At 48.9% G+C, this 22,199-nt stretch carries 23 protein-coding genes and 1 tRNA gene; 5 read left to right on the forward strand and 19 right to left on the reverse strand.

Going from position 1 to position 22,199, the window contains the following annotated elements:
* Window positions 1-19: 19 nt before the first annotated feature.
* Together FC43_RS01080 and FC43_RS01085 are read right to left on the reverse strand one after the other, a co-directional pair.
* The gene (locus FC43_RS01080) at window positions 20-787 is read right to left on the reverse strand and encodes an isoprenyl transferase (protein ID WP_056953462.1); all 768 of its coding nucleotides are present in this window, start codon (window positions 785-787) and stop codon (window positions 20-22) included.
* 141 nt (window positions 788-928) lie between these two features.
* A complete protein-coding gene (locus tag FC43_RS01085; protein WP_056953464.1) occupies window positions 929-2,392 on the reverse strand; it encodes a sucrose-6-phosphate hydrolase in 1,464 nt (487 codons plus the stop codon).
* A gap of 240 nt (window positions 2,393-2,632) precedes the next feature.
* On the opposite strand from FC43_RS01085, the gene FC43_RS01090 reads away from it, so the two are divergent.
* Window positions 2,633-4,549, forward strand: a complete 1,917-nt coding sequence (locus FC43_RS01090) for a sucrose-specific PTS transporter subunit IIBC (RefSeq protein ID WP_056953466.1) — start codon at window positions 2,633-2,635, stop codon at window positions 4,547-4,549.
* A 60-nt stretch (window positions 4,550-4,609) separates the two neighbouring features.
* Here the strand turns inward: FC43_RS01090 and FC43_RS01095 are convergent, their stop codons facing one another.
* From FC43_RS01095 to FC43_RS01135, 9 genes are all read right to left on the reverse strand, one after another.
* Entirely contained in the window at window positions 4,610-5,560 is a 951-nt protein-coding gene (locus FC43_RS01095; protein ID WP_056953468.1) for a linear amide C-N hydrolase, read from the reverse strand.
* 4 nt (window positions 5,561-5,564) lie between these two features.
* Window positions 5,565-5,939 (reverse strand): iron chaperone, encoded by a 375-nt coding sequence (locus tag FC43_RS01100; RefSeq protein WP_019205646.1) that lies wholly within the window; start codon window positions 5,937-5,939, stop codon window positions 5,565-5,567.
* Between the two features lie 137 nt (window positions 5,940-6,076).
* The gene (gene frr, locus FC43_RS01105) at window positions 6,077-6,637 is read right to left on the reverse strand and encodes a ribosome recycling factor (RefSeq protein WP_056953470.1); all 561 of its coding nucleotides are present in this window, start codon (window positions 6,635-6,637) and stop codon (window positions 6,077-6,079) included.
* A gap of 1 nt (window position 6,638) precedes the next feature.
* Entirely contained in the window at window positions 6,639-7,364 is a 726-nt protein-coding gene (gene pyrH, locus FC43_RS01110; protein WP_019205648.1) for a UMP kinase, read from the reverse strand.
* Between the two features lie 78 nt (window positions 7,365-7,442).
* A complete protein-coding gene (gene tsf, locus FC43_RS01115) occupies window positions 7,443-8,318 on the reverse strand; it encodes a translation elongation factor Ts (protein WP_056953472.1) in 876 nt (291 codons plus the stop codon).
* Between the two features lie 98 nt (window positions 8,319-8,416).
* Window positions 8,417-9,196, reverse strand: coding sequence for a 30S ribosomal protein S2 (rpsB, locus tag FC43_RS01120; protein WP_019205650.1), 780 nt, complete (start codon window positions 9,194-9,196; stop codon window positions 8,417-8,419).
* 172 nt (window positions 9,197-9,368) lie between these two features.
* Entirely contained in the window at window positions 9,369-10,367 is a 999-nt protein-coding gene (locus FC43_RS01125; protein WP_019205651.1) for a D-2-hydroxyacid dehydrogenase, read from the reverse strand.
* 161 nt (window positions 10,368-10,528) lie between these two features.
* Window positions 10,529-10,801 carry a GIY-YIG nuclease family protein gene (locus tag FC43_RS01130; protein ID WP_056953473.1) on the reverse strand — a complete coding sequence of 91 codons (273 nt, stop codon included), beginning with the start codon at window positions 10,799-10,801 and terminating at the stop codon, window positions 10,529-10,531.
* The gene (locus FC43_RS01135) at window positions 10,791-11,546 is read right to left on the reverse strand and encodes a tRNA1(Val) (adenine(37)-N6)-methyltransferase (RefSeq protein WP_056953475.1); all 756 of its coding nucleotides are present in this window, start codon (window positions 11,544-11,546) and stop codon (window positions 10,791-10,793) included. Before FC43_RS01135 ends, FC43_RS01130 begins: the two co-directional genes overlap by 11 nt.
* Window positions 11,547-11,636: 90 nt before the next feature.
* Between FC43_RS01135 and FC43_RS01140 the strand changes: the two genes are divergently transcribed.
* Window positions 11,637-12,275, forward strand: a complete 639-nt coding sequence (locus tag FC43_RS01140) for a lysophospholipid acyltransferase family protein (protein ID WP_019205654.1) — start codon at window positions 11,637-11,639, stop codon at window positions 12,273-12,275.
* A 35-nt stretch (window positions 12,276-12,310) separates the two neighbouring features.
* Here the strand turns inward: FC43_RS01140 and FC43_RS01145 are convergent, their stop codons facing one another.
* Complete coding sequence (locus FC43_RS01145) at window positions 12,311-12,538, reverse strand: YneF family protein (RefSeq protein ID WP_019205655.1); 228 nt, start codon at window positions 12,536-12,538, stop codon at window positions 12,311-12,313.
* 73 nt (window positions 12,539-12,611) lie between these two features.
* A complete protein-coding gene (locus FC43_RS01150) occupies window positions 12,612-12,863 on the reverse strand; it encodes a DUF896 domain-containing protein (protein ID WP_019205656.1) in 252 nt (83 codons plus the stop codon).
* Between the two features lie 135 nt (window positions 12,864-12,998).
* Here FC43_RS01150 and lexA point away from each other — a divergent pair, with 135 nt between their 5' ends.
* Complete coding sequence (lexA, locus tag FC43_RS01155; protein WP_019205657.1) at window positions 12,999-13,625, forward strand: transcriptional repressor LexA; 627 nt, start codon at window positions 12,999-13,001, stop codon at window positions 13,623-13,625.
* A 119-nt stretch (window positions 13,626-13,744) separates the two neighbouring features.
* Here lexA and FC43_RS01160 read toward each other — a convergent pair whose 3' ends face one another.
* Window positions 13,745-14,902 (reverse strand): hydroxymethylglutaryl-CoA synthase, encoded by a 1,158-nt coding sequence (locus FC43_RS01160; RefSeq protein ID WP_056953477.1) that lies wholly within the window; start codon window positions 14,900-14,902, stop codon window positions 13,745-13,747.
* 159 nt (window positions 14,903-15,061) lie between these two features.
* On the opposite strand from FC43_RS01160, the gene FC43_RS01165 reads away from it, so the two are divergent.
* Entirely contained in the window at window positions 15,062-16,537 is a 1,476-nt protein-coding gene (locus FC43_RS01165) for a hypothetical protein (RefSeq protein WP_056953479.1), read from the forward strand.
* A gap of 118 nt (window positions 16,538-16,655) precedes the next feature.
* Window positions 16,656-17,912, forward strand: a complete 1,257-nt coding sequence (locus FC43_RS01170) for a chloride channel protein (RefSeq protein WP_056953481.1) — start codon at window positions 16,656-16,658, stop codon at window positions 17,910-17,912.
* Between the two features lie 72 nt (window positions 17,913-17,984).
* Here FC43_RS01170 and FC43_RS01175 read toward each other — a convergent pair whose 3' ends face one another.
* From FC43_RS01175 to FC43_RS01195, 5 genes are all read right to left on the reverse strand, one after another.
* Window positions 17,985-19,013 (reverse strand): lipoate--protein ligase, encoded by a 1,029-nt coding sequence (locus tag FC43_RS01175; RefSeq protein WP_056953483.1) that lies wholly within the window; start codon window positions 19,011-19,013, stop codon window positions 17,985-17,987.
* 209 nt (window positions 19,014-19,222) lie between these two features.
* Window positions 19,223-19,311, reverse strand: a tRNA-Ser gene (locus tag FC43_RS01180).
* Between the two features lie 49 nt (window positions 19,312-19,360).
* Window positions 19,361-19,921: an RBBP9/YdeN family alpha/beta hydrolase gene (locus FC43_RS01185; protein WP_156648219.1), complete on the reverse strand. Its 561-nt coding sequence runs from the start codon at window positions 19,919-19,921 to the stop codon at window positions 19,361-19,363.
* 3 nt (window positions 19,922-19,924) lie between these two features.
* Entirely contained in the window at window positions 19,925-20,395 is a 471-nt protein-coding gene (locus FC43_RS01190; protein ID WP_056953487.1) for a GAF domain-containing protein, read from the reverse strand.
* 162 nt (window positions 20,396-20,557) lie between these two features.
* A complete protein-coding gene (locus FC43_RS01195) occupies window positions 20,558-22,198 on the reverse strand; it encodes an FAD-dependent oxidoreductase (protein WP_056953490.1) in 1,641 nt (546 codons plus the stop codon).
* Window position 22,199: the final 1 nt, after the last annotated feature.

Genomic DNA, 22,199 nt, shown 5'->3' on the forward strand with positions numbered 1-22,199 from the left:
TCAAATTCTCCCATCTACGTTATTTATTCACCAAACCCCCGAACCGGCGGTGACGGTGTTGAAATACTTCAATTGCGTGGCGTAAACTAGCGCCATCAAAATCTGGCCAGTGCTCATCTAAAAAGACAAATTCACTGTAGGCAACCTGCCAGAGCATAAAATTGCTCAACCGCTCTTCACCGCTGGTGCGAATCAAAAGATCCGGTGCGGCCAGCTCACCCAACGGCGCCGTCATTAACGCTTGCTCAAAGTGCGCTTCGTCAATTGCCTCCGCTGTTAGGGCGCCTTGTTCAACCTGCTGGGCTAGCGTTTGGGCCGCCCGAACCAATTCGGCTCGTCCCCCATAATTCAAGGCAAAGTTTAAGACCATCCCCGTACAAGCCGCCGTTTGGGCCATGGCTTTTTTCACCACCGCCTGGGTGGGAGCAGGTAACGCGGTTAAGTCCCCCATGACCATTACCCGGACGTTATTTTCAATCAATTCCGGGACAAAGGTATCAAAGAACTTAATTGGTAATTGCATCAAAAAGTTGACTTCGCTACTGGGCCGCTTCCAATTTTCGGTTGAAAAAGCGTATAGCGTTAAGACCTTCACGCCTAACCGACTCGCCTCAATGGTAACTTTTTTTACCGTCTGCATTCCTTGTTGGTGGCCAGCAACCCGTGGCAAATGGCGAGCCTTGGCCCACCGCCCGTTTCCATCCATAATAATCGCAATGTGGGCGGGAATGTTTGCCAAATCGAGGGCCGGCTGATCAGCCACAGTTTCTTTTGGTTTGGAAAACACGATGTTCCTCCGTTCCTTCCCAAGTGGGAAATTTTGCAACACTTTTCATTTTAGCAGATTTAAGACGCCATAAAAAGAATTTTCATCGAGAAGACACGCAAAAAACCAGCGCTGCTTGGGGCAACACTGGCTCACTTGAATTTACAGTTGTAACGACCACCACTTTCCCGTAACTTGGGTTGGCTGTGCAAAGGCAATTTTCCCCCATGATTGATCGTTAAAGTAACGCAAGGTGACCACTTCGGCGCCGTGATTGACAAAAATTTCGGCCAGGGAATGATCCAAGAAAATTCTCAATTGCAAAGGTTGATGTGCCGGCACGGCCACCGACCGCGTCGTGCCATATTCGGGCGTCGGCACTTGCGCCGTTTGCCCCCGGTCAACTTCCAATTGGCCGTTTCGGGTATCAAAGTTTAGCCGCAAGCCATGCGTTAGGGTGTCATCAGCAGCTAAGTAAAGTGTGCCAGTTTGATCCTCCGCAATGGTCAGTTGTAATTCCAATTGCTGTCCCGCGGCCGTGGCAACCGTCGTTACCGAACCAGCAAAGCCATGCTCAGTTTGCCGTAAGGTCTTCATCGCTGCCACTGGCTGTTGATACAAATGCCCAGCGTGAAAATGTAATTCCTTGACTTGACTAAGGCAGTTGGCCCAATTTTCCTGATCGGTTGGGTAAGTCAGATCTGGCAGCCCCACCCAAGAAATCAGGTAAGCCTTTCCATCCGGGGCATTAAAGGCCTGGCTGGCATAAACATCAAAGCCAGCATCCAAATTGCTCAGGGCACTCGGGTGGCGTAATTGGGCCGTTTGGTAATCAAAGGCGGTGCCACTAACGTACATATTGGGATAGATATTTTGGTAAGCAGCGACTTGTTTGGGCAGGCCTTGGGGGCAAAAGATCATTACCGGAGTGCCATCAACCTCAACCAGGTTGGGGCATTCAACCATGTATCCCAACGCCGTCTCCCCTAGATCAACGGGACCAACCGCTTGCCAAGGCCCCACTGCCGCTGGGGCTTGGTAGAGCCAGATCGCCCCATGCTGATCGGACGACGTTTGCGCCCCAATCAACGCATAGTAAGTCGAGCCAACTTGCAATAATTGCGGATCACGGAAGTGTTCACTAACCGCGGCGGGCGGTTCAATCAATGGCTTGCCCAGTTTAGTGACCTGGCCTTTTTGATCCAACCACGCTCCCAGTTGATAGGGGTGCCGTTGCCAGGTAGCGGTACGGTGGTTACCGGTATACATTAAAAATAAGCGGTCGCCAACGGCCCTGGCCGAACCAGAATAAGCCCCGTGACTGTCAAACTTGGTATCGGGTTGCAAGGCTAAGCCGTGCTCATACCAATGGACCAAATCAGGCGACGTCAAACGCATCCAAGCCTTCAAGCCATGGGTGGCCCCAAACGGGAACGACTGGTAAAAAACATTCCATTCCCCGTTAAAGTAGGAAAAACCATTCGGATCGTTCAACAACCCTGAACGGGGGCGAATATGATAACGCAATTGGGCGGGCGAATCAGCTGCTTGCTGTTGCAGCGCCAACAGCGTTGCCGCCGAATAGGCAGTATATGGTTGATACCGTTTTGCGCGTGTCCATTCCATTTTCTTTCCTCACCTTCTCAAAAACTCCACCAAGTTAATCACCGTTATTGTGCCCGATCGCCCCCTTTTTGTCAATCGGTTAGTAATCACCTTGAGCAGACAAACCGCTTAGTAGAGCTGATTTGATGAACTAATTTTAAAATCTTATTGACTATCGGTTGACATTGACGGGATTTAGCGTATTATATAACTCGAATAAAGCGTTTTCAACCAAGCGTAACCTAAAGGAGGGTTCAGCTTATGAATCACAAACAAGTGGCCACCGACGTTATTAACGCCGTGGGTCGAGAAAACTTAGTGGCAGCTGCGCACTGCGCAACCCGCCTCCGCCTGGTTTTAAAGGATGATGAAAAAATCAATCAAGCGGCGCTTGACGCGAATGATGGTGTCAAGGGGACCTTTAAAACCAATGGCCAATACCAAATTATTATTGGCCCTGGTGATGTCAACAACGTTTACGATGAATTGATCAAGCAAACCGGCTTACAAGAAGTCTCAACTGACGACCTTAAGCAAATCGCCGCCAAGAACCAAAAGTTCAACCCGGTGATGGCCTTTATCAAGTTGCTATCAGATATCTTCGTGCCATTAATTCCGGCCCTGGTCGCGGGTGGTTTGTTAATGGCTTTAAACAACGTCCTGACCGCAACGGATCTCTTTGGCCCGAAGTCGGTCATTCAAATGTACCCGGCCCTCAAGGGACTGGAACAAATGGTGGCCGTCATGTCAGCGGCTCCATACGTCTTCTTGCCAATTCTCGTCGGAATTTCTGGGGCCAAACGGTTCGGAGCTAACCAATTCTTAGGGGCTGTAGTCGGAATGATGATGACTGCCCCGGCGCTCGCTAATGGTGGGACTTGGCATGCCTTTGGGTTAAACATCGCCATTCAATCCTACACTGGCCAAGTAATCCCGGCTTTGGCAGCCGTTTACTTACTGTCAATCTTTGAAAAATGGTTACACAAAAAGTTGCCGGCCGCTGTTGACTTTACTTTTACCCCATTAATTTCCGTCCTTTTAACTGGGTTCTTGACCTTTATTGTGGTCGGACCAGTCATGAAGGAATTATCCGATTGGTTGACTAATGGGATCGTTTGGGTATACAGCACCTTGGGCTTTATCGGGACCGGGATTTTCGGGGCCGTCTACTCCCCGATCGTATTGACCGGGTTACACCAAAGCTTCCCGGCCATCGAAACCCAATTGATCACCGCCTTTAAGGATGGTCATGGTGCTGGTGACTTTATCTTTGTCGTTGCTTCCATGGCTAATGTCGCTCAAGGGGCCGCTACTACGGCCGTATACTTCTTGACCAAGGATCAAAAGATGAAGGGCTTATCCAGTTCGGCGGCCATTTCGGCCTTGCTGGGGATTACCGAACCGGCTTTGTTTGGGGTCAACTTAAAGCTCAAGTTCCCATTCTTCTGTGCCTTAATTGGTTCTTGCGTTGCGGCAACCTTAGCGGGACTCTTTCACGTCATTGCGGTTTCCATGGGTTCAGCTGGGTTCATTGGTTTTCTATCCATCGACGCCCACTCCATTCCCCTGTACTTACTGTGTGAAGTAGTCAGCTTTGCCATCGCCTTTGCCGTTACTTTCCTTTATGGTAAGACGCACCACCAGCTGGTTAACCCCGCACCAGCTGCGCCAGCGACTGCCCCTGCGGAACCTGTTACTGCCGCAGCTGCGCCAACTGCAACCACTGCCAGTGAAATTTTGAGTCCCGTTAGTGGAACGGTAGAAGCACTGAGTCAGGTTAACGATGCGGTCTTTTCACAAAAAATGATGGGCGACGGGGCAGCAGTGATCCCAACCGACGGGACCATCCATGCTCCCGTCACGGGAACCATCACCGTTGCCTACGAAACCAAGCATGCCTATGGGTTAACCGCCGACGATGGCACAGAAGTCTTAATCCACGTCGGTTTGGATACCGTAAACTTAAAGGGTCAACACTTTACGACCCAAGTTGCCCAAGGCCAACACGTGAAAGCGGGTGAGATCCTGGGGACCGCCGACTTAGCAGCCATCAAAGCCGCAGGTTATGATCCAACCGTAATGGTCGTCATCACCAACTCCAACCAATACCAAGCCATCGAACCCCTAACAAGCGGTACGGTGAACGCAGGTGATCAGTTGTTGGCGGCCCAAGCCTAAATAACTTAAAAGCGAACGAGAAGCAACTTGTCTTTCTCGTTCGCTTTTATTGTTGATTAGTTAATCATTGCGATACAATTGCGGCGTTGGCTGGGCTGCTAATTCCGGCGTTAGCGTTAGCGCCGTCATCCCCAATTGGGCGTAAGCTTGAAAGTAATAGGTGCAAGTCTCCGCCACGGCAATTGAACGGTAGACTGAAAACGTCGGTCGGTGCCCCTTGCTTTGCGGGACCGTAACCGTATCCAACAGGTGACTGGTCGTGGCGACGCCCATGGTCAGGTCCACCGGTTGATCTGCCAGCTCTTTCATATACGCGGCCCGCATAAAGCGCGCACTCGGCGAGTACGCCCCCGGCGGCGTCTTCTTGCCACTCAACTCCCCGGTCGTCACGTGGTAGGTATTTAAGGGGACGGTCCCCTGTTCAAAAGCGGGACTAAAAGTTACATAATCGTGCAAACGCCGAATTTGGGAATCAAAGTTGGGGTGATTGGTCAATACGCCCAGCGGATTCTCGCGTAAGCGTAACGGGGCTTGACTGGGTTCAATTACGACCATGCGCCCCGTCGCATCCATAACCGCATAGTGTTGCTCCGCGTGCCCATATTTAACATCACTATTGGTATCACTCATCAATTCAATCTCAGACAAGTGGGCTTCAATTTCGGCAATCGAGGCAAACCGCCCCAACAAATACAGCGCTAACTCACGGGCTGCCAACTGCACTTTATCCGCATGGCGAGCTTCGGTTAATTGTCCACCATGATCAAACGTCAGCTTTTGGACCATCAGCCCCTTCTCATTGACCCCATCACTCACGTCAACCAACTTAGCATTAGCTAAACCGCCTCCCACCAAAGCATAACGGTTTTGGTAGGTACGATGGTCAAAAACGGTTTGCCATTGATACCCACGCGGCAAAAACAGGGGCCCGACCCGCAAAGTATCCCAATCCATCGTCCGTCCCAACAAATGATAACCATCCTGCGTGACAATTCCAATACTCGTACACATAATCTTACCCCCGCCACCAAAAACTAGTCGTCGTCGCTTTCAAGGTTAAGGTTGCTTGGAGCAACTGCCCCAATAAATCATACGGTACCGGCTGATCGAAGGGAATTTGAAAGGTTTTCTTCCCGTGCTTTAGGCTTTGCGCCTTAATTTGAGGCAGGAATTGATCAAAAATAACTTGTTCGGGTCCAACCGTAAAGTGGTGTTGAGCAGCAAAAAAACCGAGAATAAAAGTACCGTGGGCCGTGAACATCGGTTGATTCCACTTAATAACGCCGGTCAGTTGCGGATCTTGTTGGGCTACCCACTGTAATACAGCGGCAAATTGATCCCGGTGAGTCGGCGAATCAATTTGGGCGAGGTATTGGGCAAAAGTTGTCATTATTGTCGCTCCCATTAACTATTTTCTTTTTAATATACCGGTTTTACTCACCAACCACAAGCGAAGTGCCCCCCACCACCATAACGGTTTAAAAAAAGACTGGTGAGCATTGCTCCCAGCCTTTCTTTGGCCACGACTTAGTTGGCCATTAATTCTTTTTCTTTTTCGGCCGCGATGGCTTCCAGGTTCTTAATCCCTGCATCTGTTTCCTCTTGGACCTTCTTTTCCAAGTCATGGAACTCATCATCGTTAAAGTCGCCAGCCTTGTTCCCCTTCTTCAAAGCGTCCATTGCTTCGCGCCGGACATTGCGCACGGCAACTTTCGCCTTTTCGGTTTCCGCTTTCACGTCCTTGACCAATTCCTTACGCCGTTCTTCCGTCAGTTGCGGAATAATTAAGCGAATGGTAGTCCCATCGTTTTGCGGGGTTAACCCCAAGTTGGATTGGTAAATGGCCCGTTCGATTTCTTCCAATAAAGTCTTATCGTACGGCGTCACCAATAATTGCCGGGCTTCCGGAATTGAAATGGAGGCCACTTGGTTTAACGGCGTCATTGCCCCGTAATATTCGACTTGAACTGGGTTTAACAGGCTGGCGTTGGCCCGCCCAGCCCGAATATCTGCCAAGGTCCGCTTTAAAGCTTCCCCGGATTTCGTCATTTTATCTTTAGCTTCAACTAAAATTTCTTTTCCAGTCATCTTAATCCCCCTCAATCGTTGTGCCGATAGCTTCGCCCTTGACCACCTTCAAAATATTTCCTGGGGTATTCAAGTTAAAGACCACCAGCGGAATATCATTATCCATTGACAAAGAACTTGCCGTCGAATCCATGACGTGTAATTGCTTATTGATAATATCCATGTGGGTCAACCGGTCAAACTTAACCGCGGAAGCATCCTTATTCGGATCCGCTGAGTAAACCCCATCAACCCCATTTTTCGCCATTAAAATGGCATCTGCATTGATTTCAGCGGCCCGCAAAGCAGCTGTGGTATCCGTGGAGAAGTATGGACTACCCGTGCCACCAGCAAAGATAACTACCCGGCCTTTTTCAAAGTGACGAATGGCTTTGCGCCGAATATATGGTTCAGCAATTTGGCGCATTTCGATTGAAGTTTGGACCCGGGTCGGAACCCCTAAGGCTTCCAAGGCATCTTGTAAGGAGAGGGCGTTCATGATGGTGGCCAACATTCCAATGTAATCAGCTTGGGCCCGTTCCATGCCGAGCTTTTCGCCCGTCACACCGCGCCACATGTTGCCACCACCAACAACAATCCCGACTTGCACACCTAAGTCGTGAACTTCTTTTAATTCCTTGGCAACGGTCTTTAATTCGGGCGGATTAATCCCAAAGCCTTGGTCCCCAGCTAATGCTTCTCCGCTTAACTTCAGAATAATTCGTTGGTATTTGACTGCTTCTGTCATCTTCACCCTCCTGATTCTCATTTCAAAAAAGGACGCACCGCCCCAAAAAGTACAGTACGTCCTGAGCTTAATCAGTAATTACTTGTTTAATTGTTCACTGATTTCTTGGGCCAGGTTCGTTTCCTTCTTTTCGATCCCTTCCCCAACTTCGTAACGGATGAAGGACTTCAGCTTACCACCCTTAGAAGCAACGTATTCTGCAACCGTTTGGTCAGAATCCTTAACAAAGGCTTGGTCGGCCAACGTAATTTGCGCCAAGAACTTGTTCAAACGCCCTTCAACAATCTTGCCAACGATCTTTTCTGGCTTCCCTTCGTTCAAGGTTTCTTCCGTAAAGATCTTCTTTTCGTGTTCAAGGCGTTCAGCAGGAACGTCTTCCCGGGTCATAAATTCAGGGTTAACGGCCGCCACGTGCATTGCAACGTCCTTAGCAGTAGTTTCGTCGGCCCCTTCCAAAACAACCAAGGCCGCAATCCGACCACCTTGGTGCAGGTAAGCCCCAAAGGAGTCACCGTCTGCCTTTTCAACTAAAGTAAACCGCCGTAAGGAAACCTTTTCCCCCGTCTTTTGGGTCGTAGCAATCAGGTCATCGTTTAACGTCCCGTTAGCCGTTTCTAAAGCCAAGGCCGCTTCAACGTCAGCCGGCTTCTTTTCTACCAACAGGCTGGCGACGCTCTTCAAAGCATCCTTAAATGGATCGGAAGCAGCCACAAAGTCCGTTTCGGAGTTTAATTCCACGATGGCAGCCGTGTTGCCTTCAACCTTGATGTCCGTCAACCCTTCGGCCGCAATCCGGTCACTCTTCTTTGCCGCCTTAGCAATCCCTTTTTCACGCAAAAAGTCCATTGCCTTGTCCATGTCACCATCACTGGCAACTAAGGCCTTCTTGGCATCCATAATTCCGGCCCCTGACTTCTTCCGTAATTCCATAACTTGCTTTGCGCTAATTGCCATGAGTATCTCTCCTTAATCAAAGTAAATTTTCAAAAAAGGCTGTTTTGCACTCAGGCCTTCCTGGTCTAACTGCAAAACAGCCTAAGCATTAACTATTTTTAGTTGTTGCCTTCAACGCTGTCCTTCAGATCCTTTAAAGCATCTGCCGTAACTTCAGCGTCTTGTTCTGCTTCTTCAGCAACTTGTTGGTCGTCTTGACCTTGCTTTCCTTCGATCACTGCATCAGCCATCGTAGAAGTGATCAGACGAACGGCCCGGATTGCGTCATCGTTAGATGGGATGATCACATCAATGTCATCTGGGTCCGTGTTAGTGTCAACCATTGCAACAATCGGAATGTTCAACTTTTGAGCTTCCTTAACTGCAATTTGTTCCTTGTGTGGGTCAACAATGTACAATACATCTGGGATGCGTGGCATGTCTTCGATCCCACCCAAGAAGCGTTCCAACTTTTCACGTTGCTTCGTCAACACAGCAACTTCCTTCTTTGGCAGCCGGTCAAACGTGCCATCTTCTGCCATCTTCTTGAGTTGCTTCAAGCGGTTGATCCGGGATTGGATCGTCTTCCAGTTGGTCAAGGTCCCACCAAGCCAACGGTGGTTAACAAAGTATTGACCTGCCCGAACGGCTTCTTCTTCAATTGAGTCTTGGGCTTGCTTCTTGGTCCCAACAAACAGAACCACCCCGCCATCAGCGGCAATGTCCTTCACGTAGTTGTAAGCGTGATCGATCATCTTAACCGTCTTTTGCAGGTCAATGATGTAAATCCCGTTCCGTTCCGTGAAGATGAATGGCTTCATCTTTGGGTTCCAACGACGCGTTTGGTGACCAAAGTGGACACCGGCTTCAAGCAATTGCTTCATGCTAACTACAGACATGAATATACCTCCAAAAAAATAGTTTTTTCCTCCCCGCCCCTCACTTGACTGGGGTACGAAAACGCACTTCCTCAGTCATCAAGACGGGTGTGAATTGGGCTTTTTGCACCGTTGACTAGTATACAAAAAACGGACTGAAAAGACAAGACTTTCAGCCCGAGAAAATTGATTTTTAGTTAAATTTAACTTCGTGGTCAGAAGCACCGGTTTGAATCAGACTCAGGTTAGCGTCCAAACTTTGCTTAACCATGTTTTCAACCGCGACATTGGTGTAGAAGGCGGTGTGTGGGGAAATCAAAACGTTGCCCCGGCTTTCCAAGTTCCAGAATTCTGGGTAATCCATGTTCTTACCAGCCATGTTGTGGTTAAAGACCTTGGTTTCATCAACTAAGACATCCAAGGCAGCCCCGGCAACCTTACCAGAATCAAGGGCATCGATCAAAGCCTTTTCATCAATCAGTGGCCCCCGCGAAGCATTAACGATGAAGACCCCATCGTTCATCTTGTCGAAGGCTTCCTTGTTTAACATGTTTTCTGTTTCAGGGAACAACGGAATGTGCAAAGTAACCACCGTTGCTTGCGCAAACAGTTCGTCTAAACTGTCAACATACAAACCTTCTTTTTCCAATTCAGGGTTGTGGAACTTGTCATAAGCAATTACCTTCGCCCCAAAGCCCTTGTAGATGTCAATGGCAACTTGCCCAATGTGGCCCGTCCCAATGACCCCAACCACTTGTTGGTTTAATTCTTGAGAAATTTCTGGTGCCCACCGGTAATCACGACGGTCAAACTTCCGGAAGTATTCCTTAGTCCGACGCAACAGATTCATTAATTGAGTGACAGAAAATTCAGCGATGGCCGCTGGTGAATAAACTGGAACGTTGGTAATCTTAAAGTCATTTTCCTTTACGGCTACCGGGTTCAAATTATCAACCCCGACATTACGCAAGGACAGGTAGTGAATTCCGTAGCCTGCCAGCGTCTTTAAAACGTTATCCGTGTATGGAGCTTGTTGATAGGCTACCACCCCATCAAACCCTTCAGCTTGATCGACCGTGCTGTCAAGTAATAATTCTTCAACAATCTTGACTTGAACGTCTGGGTGTTGTTCTTGCCATTCAGCAACGTATGGCTTTTCGTCTTCGCGAATCCCGTAAGCAATAATCTTCATTACTTTAGCCTCCAAATCTTTGTCTCTAAGGAAAATAGCGGTTCTACCCAAATGTGAATCGAATCACATTACCTTGTCAGAACCTTTATTTTTCGACAAATTCATTATAGCACAGTTTGTGAAAAAGTGTGCTATTTTTAAGCTAAAATCTTATGAAACCGCTACCATTTCACGCCACGCATGTGAAGAAATTTTTCCTTGGCCCGCCGGGACTGATGCTTAAAGCGGTACTCAGCCGACAAGGCCGATGACTTATCCGCAAACGCCTCTTGATAAAGCAACCGTAACGGGTGCCGCGCTTTGACCCGGGTATATTTTGCCCCTTTAAACCGTTGGTGCGTCCGAAACCGCCGTTGCACGTCGTCAGTAAAACCACAGTAAAAACTACCGTCAGCACATAACAAAACATACATGTAATACAGCTTAGTGGGCATGCAACATCGCCTGCACTTCCGGTCGGTAATTCCCGACTTGATCGGCAACCACTAAGGGTGGCACCACTTTTAAGCCCCCCGCTTTACCATCTTTAATGGCCTCGATCAAAACCATATTCGCATCCCGGCCCGCCTTGGGATACACTAAGCGCAAACGCTTAGGGGCCAAGCGGTATTGTGAAAAGGTCGTTAAGATTTCCGCCAAGCGTTCGGGGCGGTGCACCAGATAAGCTTTCCCATTCATTTTTAACAGCCCACTCATTTTCGCTACGATACCAGCTAAATCAATGGCAATTTCGTGCCGGGCCAAAGCCAAGTGGGGATTCGGATTTTTTTCGCTGGTGGGTAAATCCTTAAAGTACGGCGGATTGCATACAACAATGTCCGCTGAATCCTTTGACAGATATTCGTAAATGTCCTTTACATCCGCATTAATGACGGTGTAACGTTCCGTCAGCTGATTTAAAGCCACGCTGCGCTCAGCCATGTCCGCTAAGCGCATTTGCAACTCGACTTCTGTAATGTGCCCGCCTAACTTTCGATTTAAAAAGAGGCCAATCGCCCCATTCCCCGCACAAAGATCTACGGTTTGCAGCTTACTTTTGCGATTGGGACGCACAAAATCAGCTAACAACACCGCATCCAGAGAAAAGGCAAACACTTCCGGACTCTGAATAATTCGAATGCCTTGGGCACTTAGCGCATCAATGCGCTCGTTGGCTTTGAGTAATGCTTCTTCGTTCATTTTTCCTCCGCTTGCTTGCATAATCGACTGTGATTCTTCATACTAGACTAAGAATATTCCAAGATAAAAAATTATTGGTGAGGTTTATCAATGCTATACAGTTTTTTAGTTCATTTGGTCCAACCCTTCTTAAATTTGATCAACGGGCGACCAATTATTACCGGTAAGGAGCATTTACCGGCCGGAAATTACATTTTAATTGCTCCCCATCGCTCATGGATGGATCCCGTGCTATTGGCGCTGGCCATTTTTCCTAAAAAATTTGCCTTTATGGCCAAAGAAGAACTTTTCCAAAAGCCGCTGGCTAATTGGTTTTTACGGAAATTAAACGCTTTTCCCGTCAACCGAGCTAACCCCGGTCCGTCGGCCGTTAAAACCCCGGTCCGCATTCTGAAGCAAACCGACTTGGCGACCATTATCTTCCCAACCGGTTCTCGTTATTCCGCGAAGCTAAAGGGCGGGGCGCTTGTAATCGCAAAGTTGGCCGGTGTACCTTTGGTGCCAGCAGTCTATCAAGGGCCGTTGTCATTTAAACAACTCTTTGCGCGTCATCCACGCAAAATTGCGATCGGGGAACCAATCACAATCGACCGCAAAATGAAATTAAATGACGAAAAGCTCGCCGAAATGGAGCAGACGATTCAAGCCGCTTTTGACCAGTTAGACCAACAATTGGACCCGACCTTTAAATACCAGATGCCACCAAAACCATCTGATGATCAATTTTAGTAATAAAAAAGGCGGCGGAAACGCCGCTTTTTTTATTACTTTTTATTAGCTTTCTTAGCTTGGCTCTTCATCGTTTGCATCATTTGGTGCAATTTCTTGTCCGATGGCTTTTGGCCCATTTGCAACATCATCGTCCGCAACATGTCAGCCGAAATTGGCGGATTGTTCCGCAAGTAGTTTTCCATGTAGCGCCGTGCCCCAAAGAAACCAATGGCAATCCCAACCAGTAAAGCCAAAATTACTAAAGCAATTGTCAGACCCACTGTCTTTTCCCCCTTTGTTTAAATCATATCTATGTTACACAATTCGGGAGAATTTTAAAAGCCTAATTTTAATTTAATCATCCCGCAACCCCTTTTTACGTTGAATGGCTTTCACCTTTTCTGGGGTCACCTCTTTACCATTTTTATCAAAGATTTGCATCATTTCGATGTTGGAACGGAACGCCGCCCGAAAATTCTTTAAATACTGATCCCGCAATTTTTTGCGTTCTGCTTTTTCAGCCGGAGTCAAGCCCTCCGTTTTGTTTTTATGGGCCAATTCGTTAATTCGTTTTAATAATTGGTCTTGTTCTTTTGATTCCGTCATGCTCATCAACTCCCTTACGAATCAATTTTAGCATACCCAAAATTACCATTAAATTCAAGCAGCCAAACTTACGAACGCATGTTTTACAAATCAATTCTTATATGGTAAGATAATTAAAAAAAGGAGCGAAGTACTATGCCACGAAATTCCGAACCGAAGCAATTAGAAGTGCTAGCGTTTATCCATCAACAAGTTACCAACCAGGGCTATCCGCCGACCATCCGTGAAATTTGTGATGCAGTTGGTTTGTCATCAACTTCTACGGTTCACGGCCACATTAACCGCTTAATCAAACGGGGTTACTTACAAAAAGACCCGGCTAAACCCCGGGCCTTAGAAATTACCCAAGAAGGCCTTAGCGCCATCGGCATTAAGCCGCACCAACACGAAATTCCTCTTTTAGGGGTCGTAGCGGCCGGCCAGCCGATTTTGGCAATTGAAGATGCCACTGACTACTACCCCGTTCCACCAACGATCCAAGACAATGATGATTTGTTCATGTTGACGATTAAGGGAAACAGTATGATCAACATGGGCATTTTAAACGGCGATAAGGTCATTGTTCGTCAGCAAGAAACTGCCAATAACGGGGATGTAGTCATCGCCATGACCACGGAAAACGAAGTTACTTGCAAGCGGTTCTACAAAGAAGCTCACTACTACCGCTTAGAACCAGAAAACGACCAAATGGACCCGATCATTTTAGACGATGTTCGGATTTTGGGGCGGGTGATTGGTTTATTCCGGGACAGTATTTTTTAGAGAACTAGCTTTTCGGCTAGCGCCCAGAAAGTAACAACAAAGCGCTAGAAATCAACGTTTTCAGGAACGTGATTTCTAGCGCTTTTTGAAATTTTAAGACTTTTTTCCAGCCGCTTTTTCTAGCCCCGCCGTTGATATTGGCGTTGGTGGTTTTGCTGACCTGCCAGGACAAACGGGGCTTGGCTGTCTGCCAAATCAAAGGTACAATCCTGACTTTGCAAGCCTAAGTGCTGATTGAATAAGGTTTCATATTCTGCAACACTGACTTGCCGCCGTTGATCAAGCATTGCATCGGGCCGTTCCAAGGCCGCCGCAAAGCCATCAACAAGCCGGCCCGTCAAAAATTCTCCTTCAGCACCCGAGCCATAGCTAAACAGGCCCAAGCGATTACCCGCTTGCAACTGACCGTGATTAAGCGCCGAAAGCAAGCTTAGGTACAACGACCCCGTGTAAAGATTACCGACCCGGCGGCTATAAACCTGGCTGGCTTGCAACACCGCCCAAAAACGCTGGGCAACTTGATCATCACGATCGCCTAACTCACTAGCCAAGGCCTTCTTGCCCATCTTAGTAAACGGCAAGTGGAATAAGAAGCCAGCAAAATCATCAAGCGTCACCCCAGTCAATTGCCGGTACCGTTGCCAACAAGCTTGGAAGAAATCAATGTAGACTTGGGTCGAATATTTCCCATCAACCAGTGCTTCTGACCGATACAGCGGCCGCCAAAAGTCCATCACATCTTGGGAAAAAGCAACACTGGTCGATTCTAATTCCAACACGCGGGGGTCTTTTGCCACCACCATGGCGACCGCGCCCCCACCTTGTGTAACTTCACCACCAGTTTGCAACCCGTAACGAGCAATATCGCTAGCAATTACCAAGATTTTTTCGGTCGGGTGCAATGCCACCAACCCTTTCGCAAATTGCAAGCCGGCGGTGGCTGAGTAACAAGCTTCCTTTAATTCGATCGTGCGGACAAAATCGCTTAGCCCCAATAGTTGCTTTACGTACAAAGCCGCGGCCTTTGAATTATCGACGCCAGATTCCGTGGCCACAATTACGGTGCTGACCTGCGCTAATTCAGCGGCCGGAATTTTGGCGGCTGCTTGTGCGGCCAAGGTCACCGCATCCTGGGTTGGCGGAATCACGGCCTGTTGGCTTTGGCCAATCCCCATTAAATATTTATCCGGGTCAACGTGGCGTGCCGCCGCTAAGTCGCGTAAATCTAAATACAACTCGGTCGTTGCAAAGGTGAGCCGATCAATCCCAATCTTCAAAATAATCCCTCCGTCTTCAGCATGATGGTTTAATTTTAGCGGTTCCGAGGTTCCTTGTAAAATAATCACTGCTTTTCGCCCGTTGAATTAATTAAAAATGAAAATTAGATGAGAAAAAGGTATAATGATCTTACTTATCACGTTAGGGAGGCGAAATTAATGGCAGATATTTGGTCATTTCTCCAGTCGCAACACTTAGTTCCGCATTTACTAAAGGGCTATTTCGGCTTAGAAAGCGAACAACACCGGCTAACCGCAACCGGCCAGCTAAGTCGGGCCCCGTACCCCTCGACCTTTTCTTCCCGGCAGACGAATCCATATTTAAAAACTGACTTTGCTGACAATATGCTTGAAATGGTTGCACCTCCTAGTCAAGGCAGTCGTTTAGCGGTCCGCAACCTAACCATGATTCAAGAAGTTGAGCTTGCTCACCTTAAGAATCACGACTTTTTATGGCCCCTATCCGTGCCACCCGTTTTTTCAGCGACAGACCTCCACTTTGCAGGTCAATTTAACAGTCGCGCATGGGTGGCCCAATACCATGACTACTTACAAGCAAAATACGGCACCAGCCGGGAATTGCTGACGGGAATTCACATTAATTTTTCGTTTGATCGCCACCTCCTAACCCAATTAAGCGCCCATCTGACTTCAACTACTGAGTCGGCAATCGCTTGGCAAAACCAGCTTTACTTCCAATGTGCCCAAGCCTTCGTGGCCCACCGGTGGTTATTTACCTACTTATTCGGGGCCAGCCCGGTCGCTGGCAATCAGCTCAGTGGTGCCCCCGTCTCCTTTTCGGCTCCCGTTCGCAGTTTACGCAACAGTAATTTTGGCTATACCAATTTTGCAGAGGAAACGATCACCTATGCCAGCTTAGCGGCCCAAGTACGCCAATTAAACGCGATGCTAGCCAACCAGCGCTTCTTTTCCCTCCATGAATTTTATGGCCCCGTTCGGCTAAAAGGTCGCGCAACGGACCTGGCCGACCTTTTGGCAAACGGCATCGAGCGCCTTGAATTCCGGGCCTTTGACCTGGATCCTTTTGCGGCCAGTGGCATTGCGCCAACAACCCTTGATTTCCTGGAGCTTTGCTTGGCTTACTGGCTGGTGACCCGCCCAAGATTGGACCTGACCACTGCTCGCGAACGCAACCATGCCGTTGCTATGCAAGACCCCACGGAAGTCTTCGCGTGGGTCCAACGCGAAGGCGGCCAGTTGGTGGCGCAGTTACGCGAATTTGCCCAAACCATTAAGGCCCCGGCTGCCTACTTTCATGCACTTGCCACCGTCCAGCAACGGCTCCAAGCCCCTACCAAAACCCCGAGTGGCCGGTTGGTTCAATTTATCACTTCAGATCATCAATTGCTTAACTTTGGTATCACCACAGGGCAACGGCGGTATCAACTTTTCGCCCAAGACCCAGCCCCGGTGCCGGTTTTAGCAGAGACATATTCCGTACAAAAACAGCGGTTGCTCCAGGCTGCCATTGAACTTGGCCTTTCCATTTCATTTACCCCGGCGCTGCAAATCAGCTACCACCACCAAAGTTTGTCACTCACTCCAACCGAACCGCTCATCCCAAGCGACATCACAGCCCGTCAATTCCTTTGCCGTTATTTTACCCTGGAGTAAAACTTACTAAAACTTTAAATTGGCGGGTTAGATTCGCAGTGCTACAATGGTGGACGGAATATTTTTAGTAGAAAGTCATTTGGCATTTTAAGCGGCCAAATGAAATGAGGAATTGAGAATGGTTAGGAACACCAGTCGTCGGGAAGATCTGCACCTGGCCGTGCTAACGGTTGGGTTAGGACTAATCGTGGGAAGTTCATCGCTTTTATTAGGGCTCTTATTGGACCACGTTGAACACTTATTTTTGGGCTTCATTGAAAACAACCAGGTCCCCGTTGCGATCCATACCCCACCAGTCCAACGCTTCCTCGCACTAGTGCTTGGTGGAATTATTAGCGCTTTGAGTTGGTACTGGCTACAACGCAACTGGCGCCCCGTCGGCATCAATGCCGCCATGCAGGGCACCCGGATGCCGGTTGGCCGAACGATCGGGCATGTCGTCACCCAAATCTTTTACGTCAGTACCGGAGGGTCGATCGGGCGTGAATTAGCACCGCGGCAAGCCGGGGCAATGATTGCCGACAATTTAAGTCGGTGGAGCCAGCAACACGGTTGGCAAATCACGCCGGAAGACCGCCGCCTGTTGATTGCAGCGGCAGCCGGGGCTGGGTTTGCCGGCGTTTATATCTCGCCTTTAACGGGAACCATGTTTTGTCTGGAACTGCTATACAAAAAAATCACCCCGCGCTCCGTGGCCGTCAGTGTTACCATGTCGGCCATTGCCACTATGGTGGGCGCATTAACGAAGGGCTTTGTCCCGTACTATCTGACTGGCAACCATCACTATGCTTTGACCATCATCCCGCTCGCGATAATCTTAGGGGTGGTTAACGGTGCCCTCGGCGCGGGGTTTAAGGCAATCATTAACCGGGCCAGTCAGCACCGGGCTTATGGCCGGCAATTGCTGTGGCAGTTCCCACTTGTTGCAGCCTTGACCGGCTTAATTGCCATGTTCTTTCCAGCGGTTTGTGGTAATGGCCGGGGCCTGGCCCAATTAGCCATGAATACCCATCCCGCGACCTTGCTGGCCATCAGCTGGCTTGGCTTCGGTTTCTTGGCGAAAGCCAGCGCAACGCTATTAACCATTAAGGGGGGCGGTTACGGTGGTACTTTAACCCCCTCAATTGCCTTGGGGGCGTGCAGCGGCTTAATGATCGGCGCCTTATACGTTCCCCTGGTCAGTGGTGTAACTTTAAGCCAAACGGCCGTCCTCGGGGCCGCCGGACTGTTGGCCGCATCGCAAAGTGCTCCATTAATGGCCTTATTCATGATTTACGAAGTTTGTCATATGAACCATACGGCCTTGCTGCCTTTGGCCTTAGTGGTTGCGATTGCCACTTGGACCGCGCAACAATTTCAAAAACAAAAAGATTAAACAAAACCGCGCGTTTGTTAGGCTTTGCTCCCCAACAAACGCGCGGCTTTCTTTTATAATCAAGGCAACGTTTTACAGCATCCGCATTATCAAAGCGGTTAAGTCATCAACACTGACTGAACTTAAATTACGTTCAATATCGACCGTTGACAATGCCGCCCTGATGGCTTCGGCGTGGTATTCAACTCCCTGTAAGGCCGCTTCAATCACGGCCGGGTTGCCGGTGGTTAAAAAGTCCCCAAACAGCTTAATTTCACTGATGTGGCGGTCAACCACATTGAAATTGAAGGCCACCGTCCCAATCGGAAAATGATGGGAAACATAGTGCTCATAACCCGGATTTTGCCCAAAGTTCCATTCATCAGTAGCAAACCGACTGGCTTGCCGAGCGTCAATTACCGCCCAATCAGCTTCCGTAAGGTGATAGGTCGGAATGTCAGCCAATTTTTCAACCCCAAACATGTGACAAAGCAAGTAATTCTTAAAATCCTCGCTGGTCCAAGCTTGGTACTTGGCCGGCAAATGCGGCTTGACGTTCGTAATCCGGGCGTCAACCGATTTAATCCCCTTGGATTCTAATTTACCAATATCGGGCGTCAAAACCGTGCGGGCCACAGTTTCATCCAAATCAAACATAATCGTGCCACCGGCGGCATAGGCATTATTGGCTTTAACCATGGCCATCCCTGAAAATTTTTTACCGTCAATAGCCATATCATTGCGCCCACGTACTTCAGCGCCGGCCACTCCCAAATCGTGCAAGGCCGTCACAATCGGCGCGCCAATTTTTTGAAAATCCCGAAAATCAGTGGTGTCTCCCACCACAATGTTTTCAAAGACAATATTGCCCCGGTCATGATAAACCGCCCCGCCGCCGCTGGTCCGGCGCACCAACTGGATATCATGCTGTTTTAGATACGGCAGGTTAACTTCGGCATAGGCATTTTGGTGCCGCCCGATAATGACCGCCGGATCGTTAATGTAGCAGATCAAGCCATGCCCCTCCAACCGCAAATCGTTAATCAAGTATGCATCTAAAGATTGATTGATCATGGCATTATAAACGGGTTTGCCATGCCGACTGGTGTCAATTAAGAACAAACTGGCTGCTTCCTTCCTCTTTTAAAATTCAAAAAAGATCTTCTTTTTACCGAGAATTTAAAGCACTCCCTTTTATCTTAGTCCTTTCATTAGCCCCTGCCAACGAAAAGTTGGTAAAGCGACTGACTTTTTCACCATAACGATAACCTAACAAAAGAACCGCTAAATACTGACTTAACAGCATCTAGCGGTTTTAAAACTTAAAAATAAGGAGAGTACAGGATTTGAACCTGCGCGCCCATTCAACATGGGTTCGCCGGATTTCGAGTCCGGTGCATTACCACTCTGCCAACTCTCCGTGACAACTATTATAGTTTAGCATGGAGAATTAACTTTGACAAGGGGATTTAGTTAATTAACAGGCCATTTTTTAATAAGAATTCGAGTAATGGCAGTCGATCGCCACCTGTTTGGGTAATAAAGTGGTCGCCAGTTGGCAAAAGAATAAACGGCGCCGCCAAATTAGTAGCCAGTCGTTGGGTAAACTGGTATGGAACAATATGATCATCCCGCGCCGAAATTACGACCGCGGCTTTTAATTTGGCCCGAATCGCAGCATAATCGAGCGATTCAGCGGTAAATGGTGCCAGTTCTGTCAGGCCAGGGACGAGGTCATCAAAACCAGAAACGAGAATTAAGTTGACATTCTGTACATCAGCTTGCGCCAAAAAGCGTAGGGTGGTAATACAACCAAGCGAATGGCCGATTAACGTCACCCCATCGGTCTGCGAGATTTGCGACTGACAAGCCGCCAACCAGTCAGCCAAACGAGGATTATCAGGTTCCGGGAGCGTTACGACGTGAACCGGTCGGTGCAGCTGGGTCGCCCCAAGCTGTTTAAGCCAAGGAAACCAGTTGGCCTCGGGGTTGGCACAATAACCGTGTACAACGTAAATTGGATCAGTCATCAATTAATCCTCCGTTAGTGATGTTGGGGCGGGGAATAATAACGCGACTAAAGCTTCAAGTCCCGCTTGATCAGCCGCAGAAAAACGCGCTAATTCAGGACTATCAATATCTAAAACGCCCCATAGTTGCCCCGCTTTAAAAACCGGAACGACAATTTCAGAATTTGAGGCACTATCGCAAGCAATGTGGCCAGCAAATTGATGGACGTTTGGAACAATGACGGTCGTTTGACGTTGAGCTGCGGTCCCACAGACCCCGTTTCCTAAAGCAATATGCATACAAGCTACTCGCCCTTGAAAGGGACCGAGTAATAGCTCCCCTGCCTTCAAGCGATAGAAGCCAGCAAAATTAACCGCCGGTAAACTATGAAACAGTAATGATGAAAGATTAGCCGTCATAGCGACCCAATCAGTTTCACCAGCTAATAGCGCTGCTGCTTGTTCTTGTAGTAATTGATAATCGGTTTCTGGCATGCTAACACCTCACATTTTCTAATCATTTTATCATAAAAACAAACAGTCGCAAACGGAAACTGGTCCTTATATCTTAACTAAGCTCATTGAGGGCATTTTCATTTAACAGCAAAAATGGTCACCAATGCCGCAAGCAACTGGTGACCATTCTTTATTTGCAATTTAATCGGCTGCTTCTACTGCCGCTACCAAGGCTGCCAAACTTTGACTGCCAAAGATTACCGGCCCACCATTAATCATGGTCGCTGGCACGCTCATAATCTGCCGGGCTTCCCGCAGATCTTTAAATTGGGCCAAATCAATCATGGTAGCCTCAATTCCCGGATTTAACGCCGCCATGTGCTGGCAGGCGGCCACAACATCGGGACAGAAATGACACGTCAACGAAACACCAATTTCCAGCTTCGTTGGTGGCAGCGCTTGGATCCGCTCCTTTAAGGCAGGTTCAAGCGTTTGGCCTGACCCGGCCACATTGTATAAGCCCAACACCAACGAATTCAATTCATGACCGGTCGGCACGCCGGCATAATGCAGGCCCGTATCCTGACCATCACAAACCAAGCGTAATTGCGGCAGTAACGTAGCTTGGGCGGGAGCGGTTTGTTCAGCCATTTCTAAGTGCGCATCCAGGGTAACCAATTCACTGACAAACGACCGCAGTTCCTGACTGACTTGATTGTCAGTCAGCCACAACTGCAAGGTTACCGGCCGGGTAAGTTTGGATAAAACCGGCTGCAATTGGGCTACTAAGTCCGGCGTAAACCACTTGCCCGTGTGCTGACTGGTCGACGCAGTTGGCAGTTTGCTGGTTGGGCCCTGCTTAACCGTTGGCGTCTTATGCAAAGGCAAATGCAACCGTTGCTTTAGGGCGGTAACATAAGCTTCCGCACTGGTTGCCGCCATTGCGCCATCGGCCGCCGCAGTAATAATCTGCCGGAGGGGCTTAGCAACTAGGTCTCCCGCCGCGAAGACACCAGGAACCGCTGTCGCTTGCTGCGCGTCAACTGCTAAATAACCGTGTTTGTCGCGCACTAACGTTGGTGGCAAACCGGCGGTGGCGGGTTGCGTCCCCACGTAGACAAACACCCCAAAGGTCTTGTCCGGTGGTGTCACTTGGTAAGTGCTTTCCACCCCGGTTTGGTTGTTTACCAAGGTCATCCCCGTTAAGAACTGCTCACCATGCACTTCCTTAATCTCCGTGTGATAACGGACTTCGACTTGAGGATTATCAAGGGCCCGGGCCGCCGTTAGCGGTGGACATTGAAATTCGCCTTCCCGCACTAATACGGTCACGCGTTTAGCATAGCGAGTCAAGAAATCTGCCTCTTCGGCCGCCGCGTAACCACCGCCAACCACGAAAACTGGCAACCCGGTAAACAGTTCCCCATCACACGTTGAGCAATAGGCGACCCCCCGGCCCCGAAAAGCATCTTCACCAATAAAGCCTGCCTGACGTGGTTGGGCCCCCATCGCTAAAATCACGCTGCGCGTGCGATAAGTTTGCCCACTGGCTCCCGTGAGGACTTTCACCTCATCGGCCAGTTGGCAAGCTACCACCGCATCCTTTTTGATTTGAACCCCAAAATCCTGGGCCTGACTTTGCATTTGCCGCATTAACTGGGAACCATCAACTGCTGGTGCCGCGGGGTAGTTGTAGACCATGGCCGTGGTCGTAACCTGCCCTCCGACCGTTTCAGCCTCCAACACCAACGTATCCAAAGTTGCGCGGCCCGCGTAAATCGCGGCACTTAATCCAGCTGGCCCCGCACCTACAATAATTAAATCATAGATCCGCTCCGTCATC

The organism is Limosilactobacillus ingluviei DSM 15946 (assembly GCF_001435775.1).
Lineage (GTDB): Bacteria > Bacillota > Bacilli > Lactobacillales > Lactobacillaceae > Limosilactobacillus > Limosilactobacillus ingluviei.

What these genes read in the sequence shown, in the direction of transcription:
- FC43_RS01125 (WP_019205651.1), bottom strand. Translation starts at nt 10,367, where the DNA reads ATGAAGATTATTGCTTACGGGATTCGCGAAGACGAAAAGCCATACGTT.
- FC43_RS01130 (WP_056953473.1), bottom strand. Translation starts at nt 10,801, where the DNA reads ATGCCCACTAAGCTGTATTACATGTATGTTTTGTTATGTGCTGACGGT.
- FC43_RS01185 (WP_156648219.1), bottom strand. Translation starts at nt 19,921, where the DNA reads ATGACTGATCCAATTTACGTTGTACACGGTTATTGTGCCAACCCCGAG.
- FC43_RS01195 (WP_056953490.1), bottom strand. Translation starts at nt 22,198, where the DNA reads ATGACGGAGCGGATCTATGATTTAATTATTGTAGGTGCGGGGCCAGCT.
- FC43_RS01135 (WP_056953475.1), bottom strand. Translation starts at nt 11,546, where the DNA reads ATGAACGAAGAAGCATTACTCAAAGCCAACGAGCGCATTGATGCGCTA.
- FC43_RS01095 (WP_056953468.1), bottom strand. Translation starts at nt 5,560, where the DNA reads ATGTGTACGAGTATTGGAATTGTCACGCAGGATGGTTATCATTTGTTG.
- FC43_RS01165 (WP_056953479.1), top strand. Translation starts at nt 15,062, where the DNA reads ATGGCAGATATTTGGTCATTTCTCCAGTCGCAACACTTAGTTCCGCAT.
- pyrH (WP_019205648.1), bottom strand. Translation starts at nt 7,364, where the DNA reads ATGACAGAAGCAGTCAAATACCAACGAATTATTCTGAAGTTAAGCGGA.
- rpsB (WP_019205650.1), bottom strand. Translation starts at nt 9,196, where the DNA reads ATGTCTGTAGTTAGCATGAAGCAATTGCTTGAAGCCGGTGTCCACTTT.
- FC43_RS01150 (WP_019205656.1), bottom strand. Translation starts at nt 12,863, where the DNA reads ATGACGGAATCAAAAGAACAAGACCAATTATTAAAACGAATTAACGAA.
- FC43_RS01190 (WP_056953487.1), bottom strand. Translation starts at nt 20,395, where the DNA reads ATGCCAGAAACCGATTATCAATTACTACAAGAACAAGCAGCAGCGCTA.
- FC43_RS01170 (WP_056953481.1), top strand. Translation starts at nt 16,656, where the DNA reads ATGGTTAGGAACACCAGTCGTCGGGAAGATCTGCACCTGGCCGTGCTA.
- tsf (WP_056953472.1), bottom strand. Translation starts at nt 8,318, where the DNA reads ATGGCAATTAGCGCAAAGCAAGTTATGGAATTACGGAAGAAGTCAGGG.
- frr (WP_056953470.1), bottom strand. Translation starts at nt 6,637, where the DNA reads ATGACTGGAAAAGAAATTTTAGTTGAAGCTAAAGATAAAATGACGAAA.
- FC43_RS01085 (WP_056953464.1), bottom strand. Translation starts at nt 2,392, where the DNA reads ATGGAATGGACACGCGCAAAACGGTATCAACCATATACTGCCTATTCG.
- FC43_RS01140 (WP_019205654.1), top strand. Translation starts at nt 11,637, where the DNA reads ATGCTATACAGTTTTTTAGTTCATTTGGTCCAACCCTTCTTAAATTTG.
- lexA (WP_019205657.1), top strand. Translation starts at nt 12,999, where the DNA reads ATGCCACGAAATTCCGAACCGAAGCAATTAGAAGTGCTAGCGTTTATC.
- FC43_RS01100 (WP_019205646.1), bottom strand. Translation starts at nt 5,939, where the DNA reads ATGACAACTTTTGCCCAATACCTCGCCCAAATTGATTCGCCGACTCAC.
- FC43_RS01090 (WP_056953466.1), top strand. Translation starts at nt 2,633, where the DNA reads ATGAATCACAAACAAGTGGCCACCGACGTTATTAACGCCGTGGGTCGA.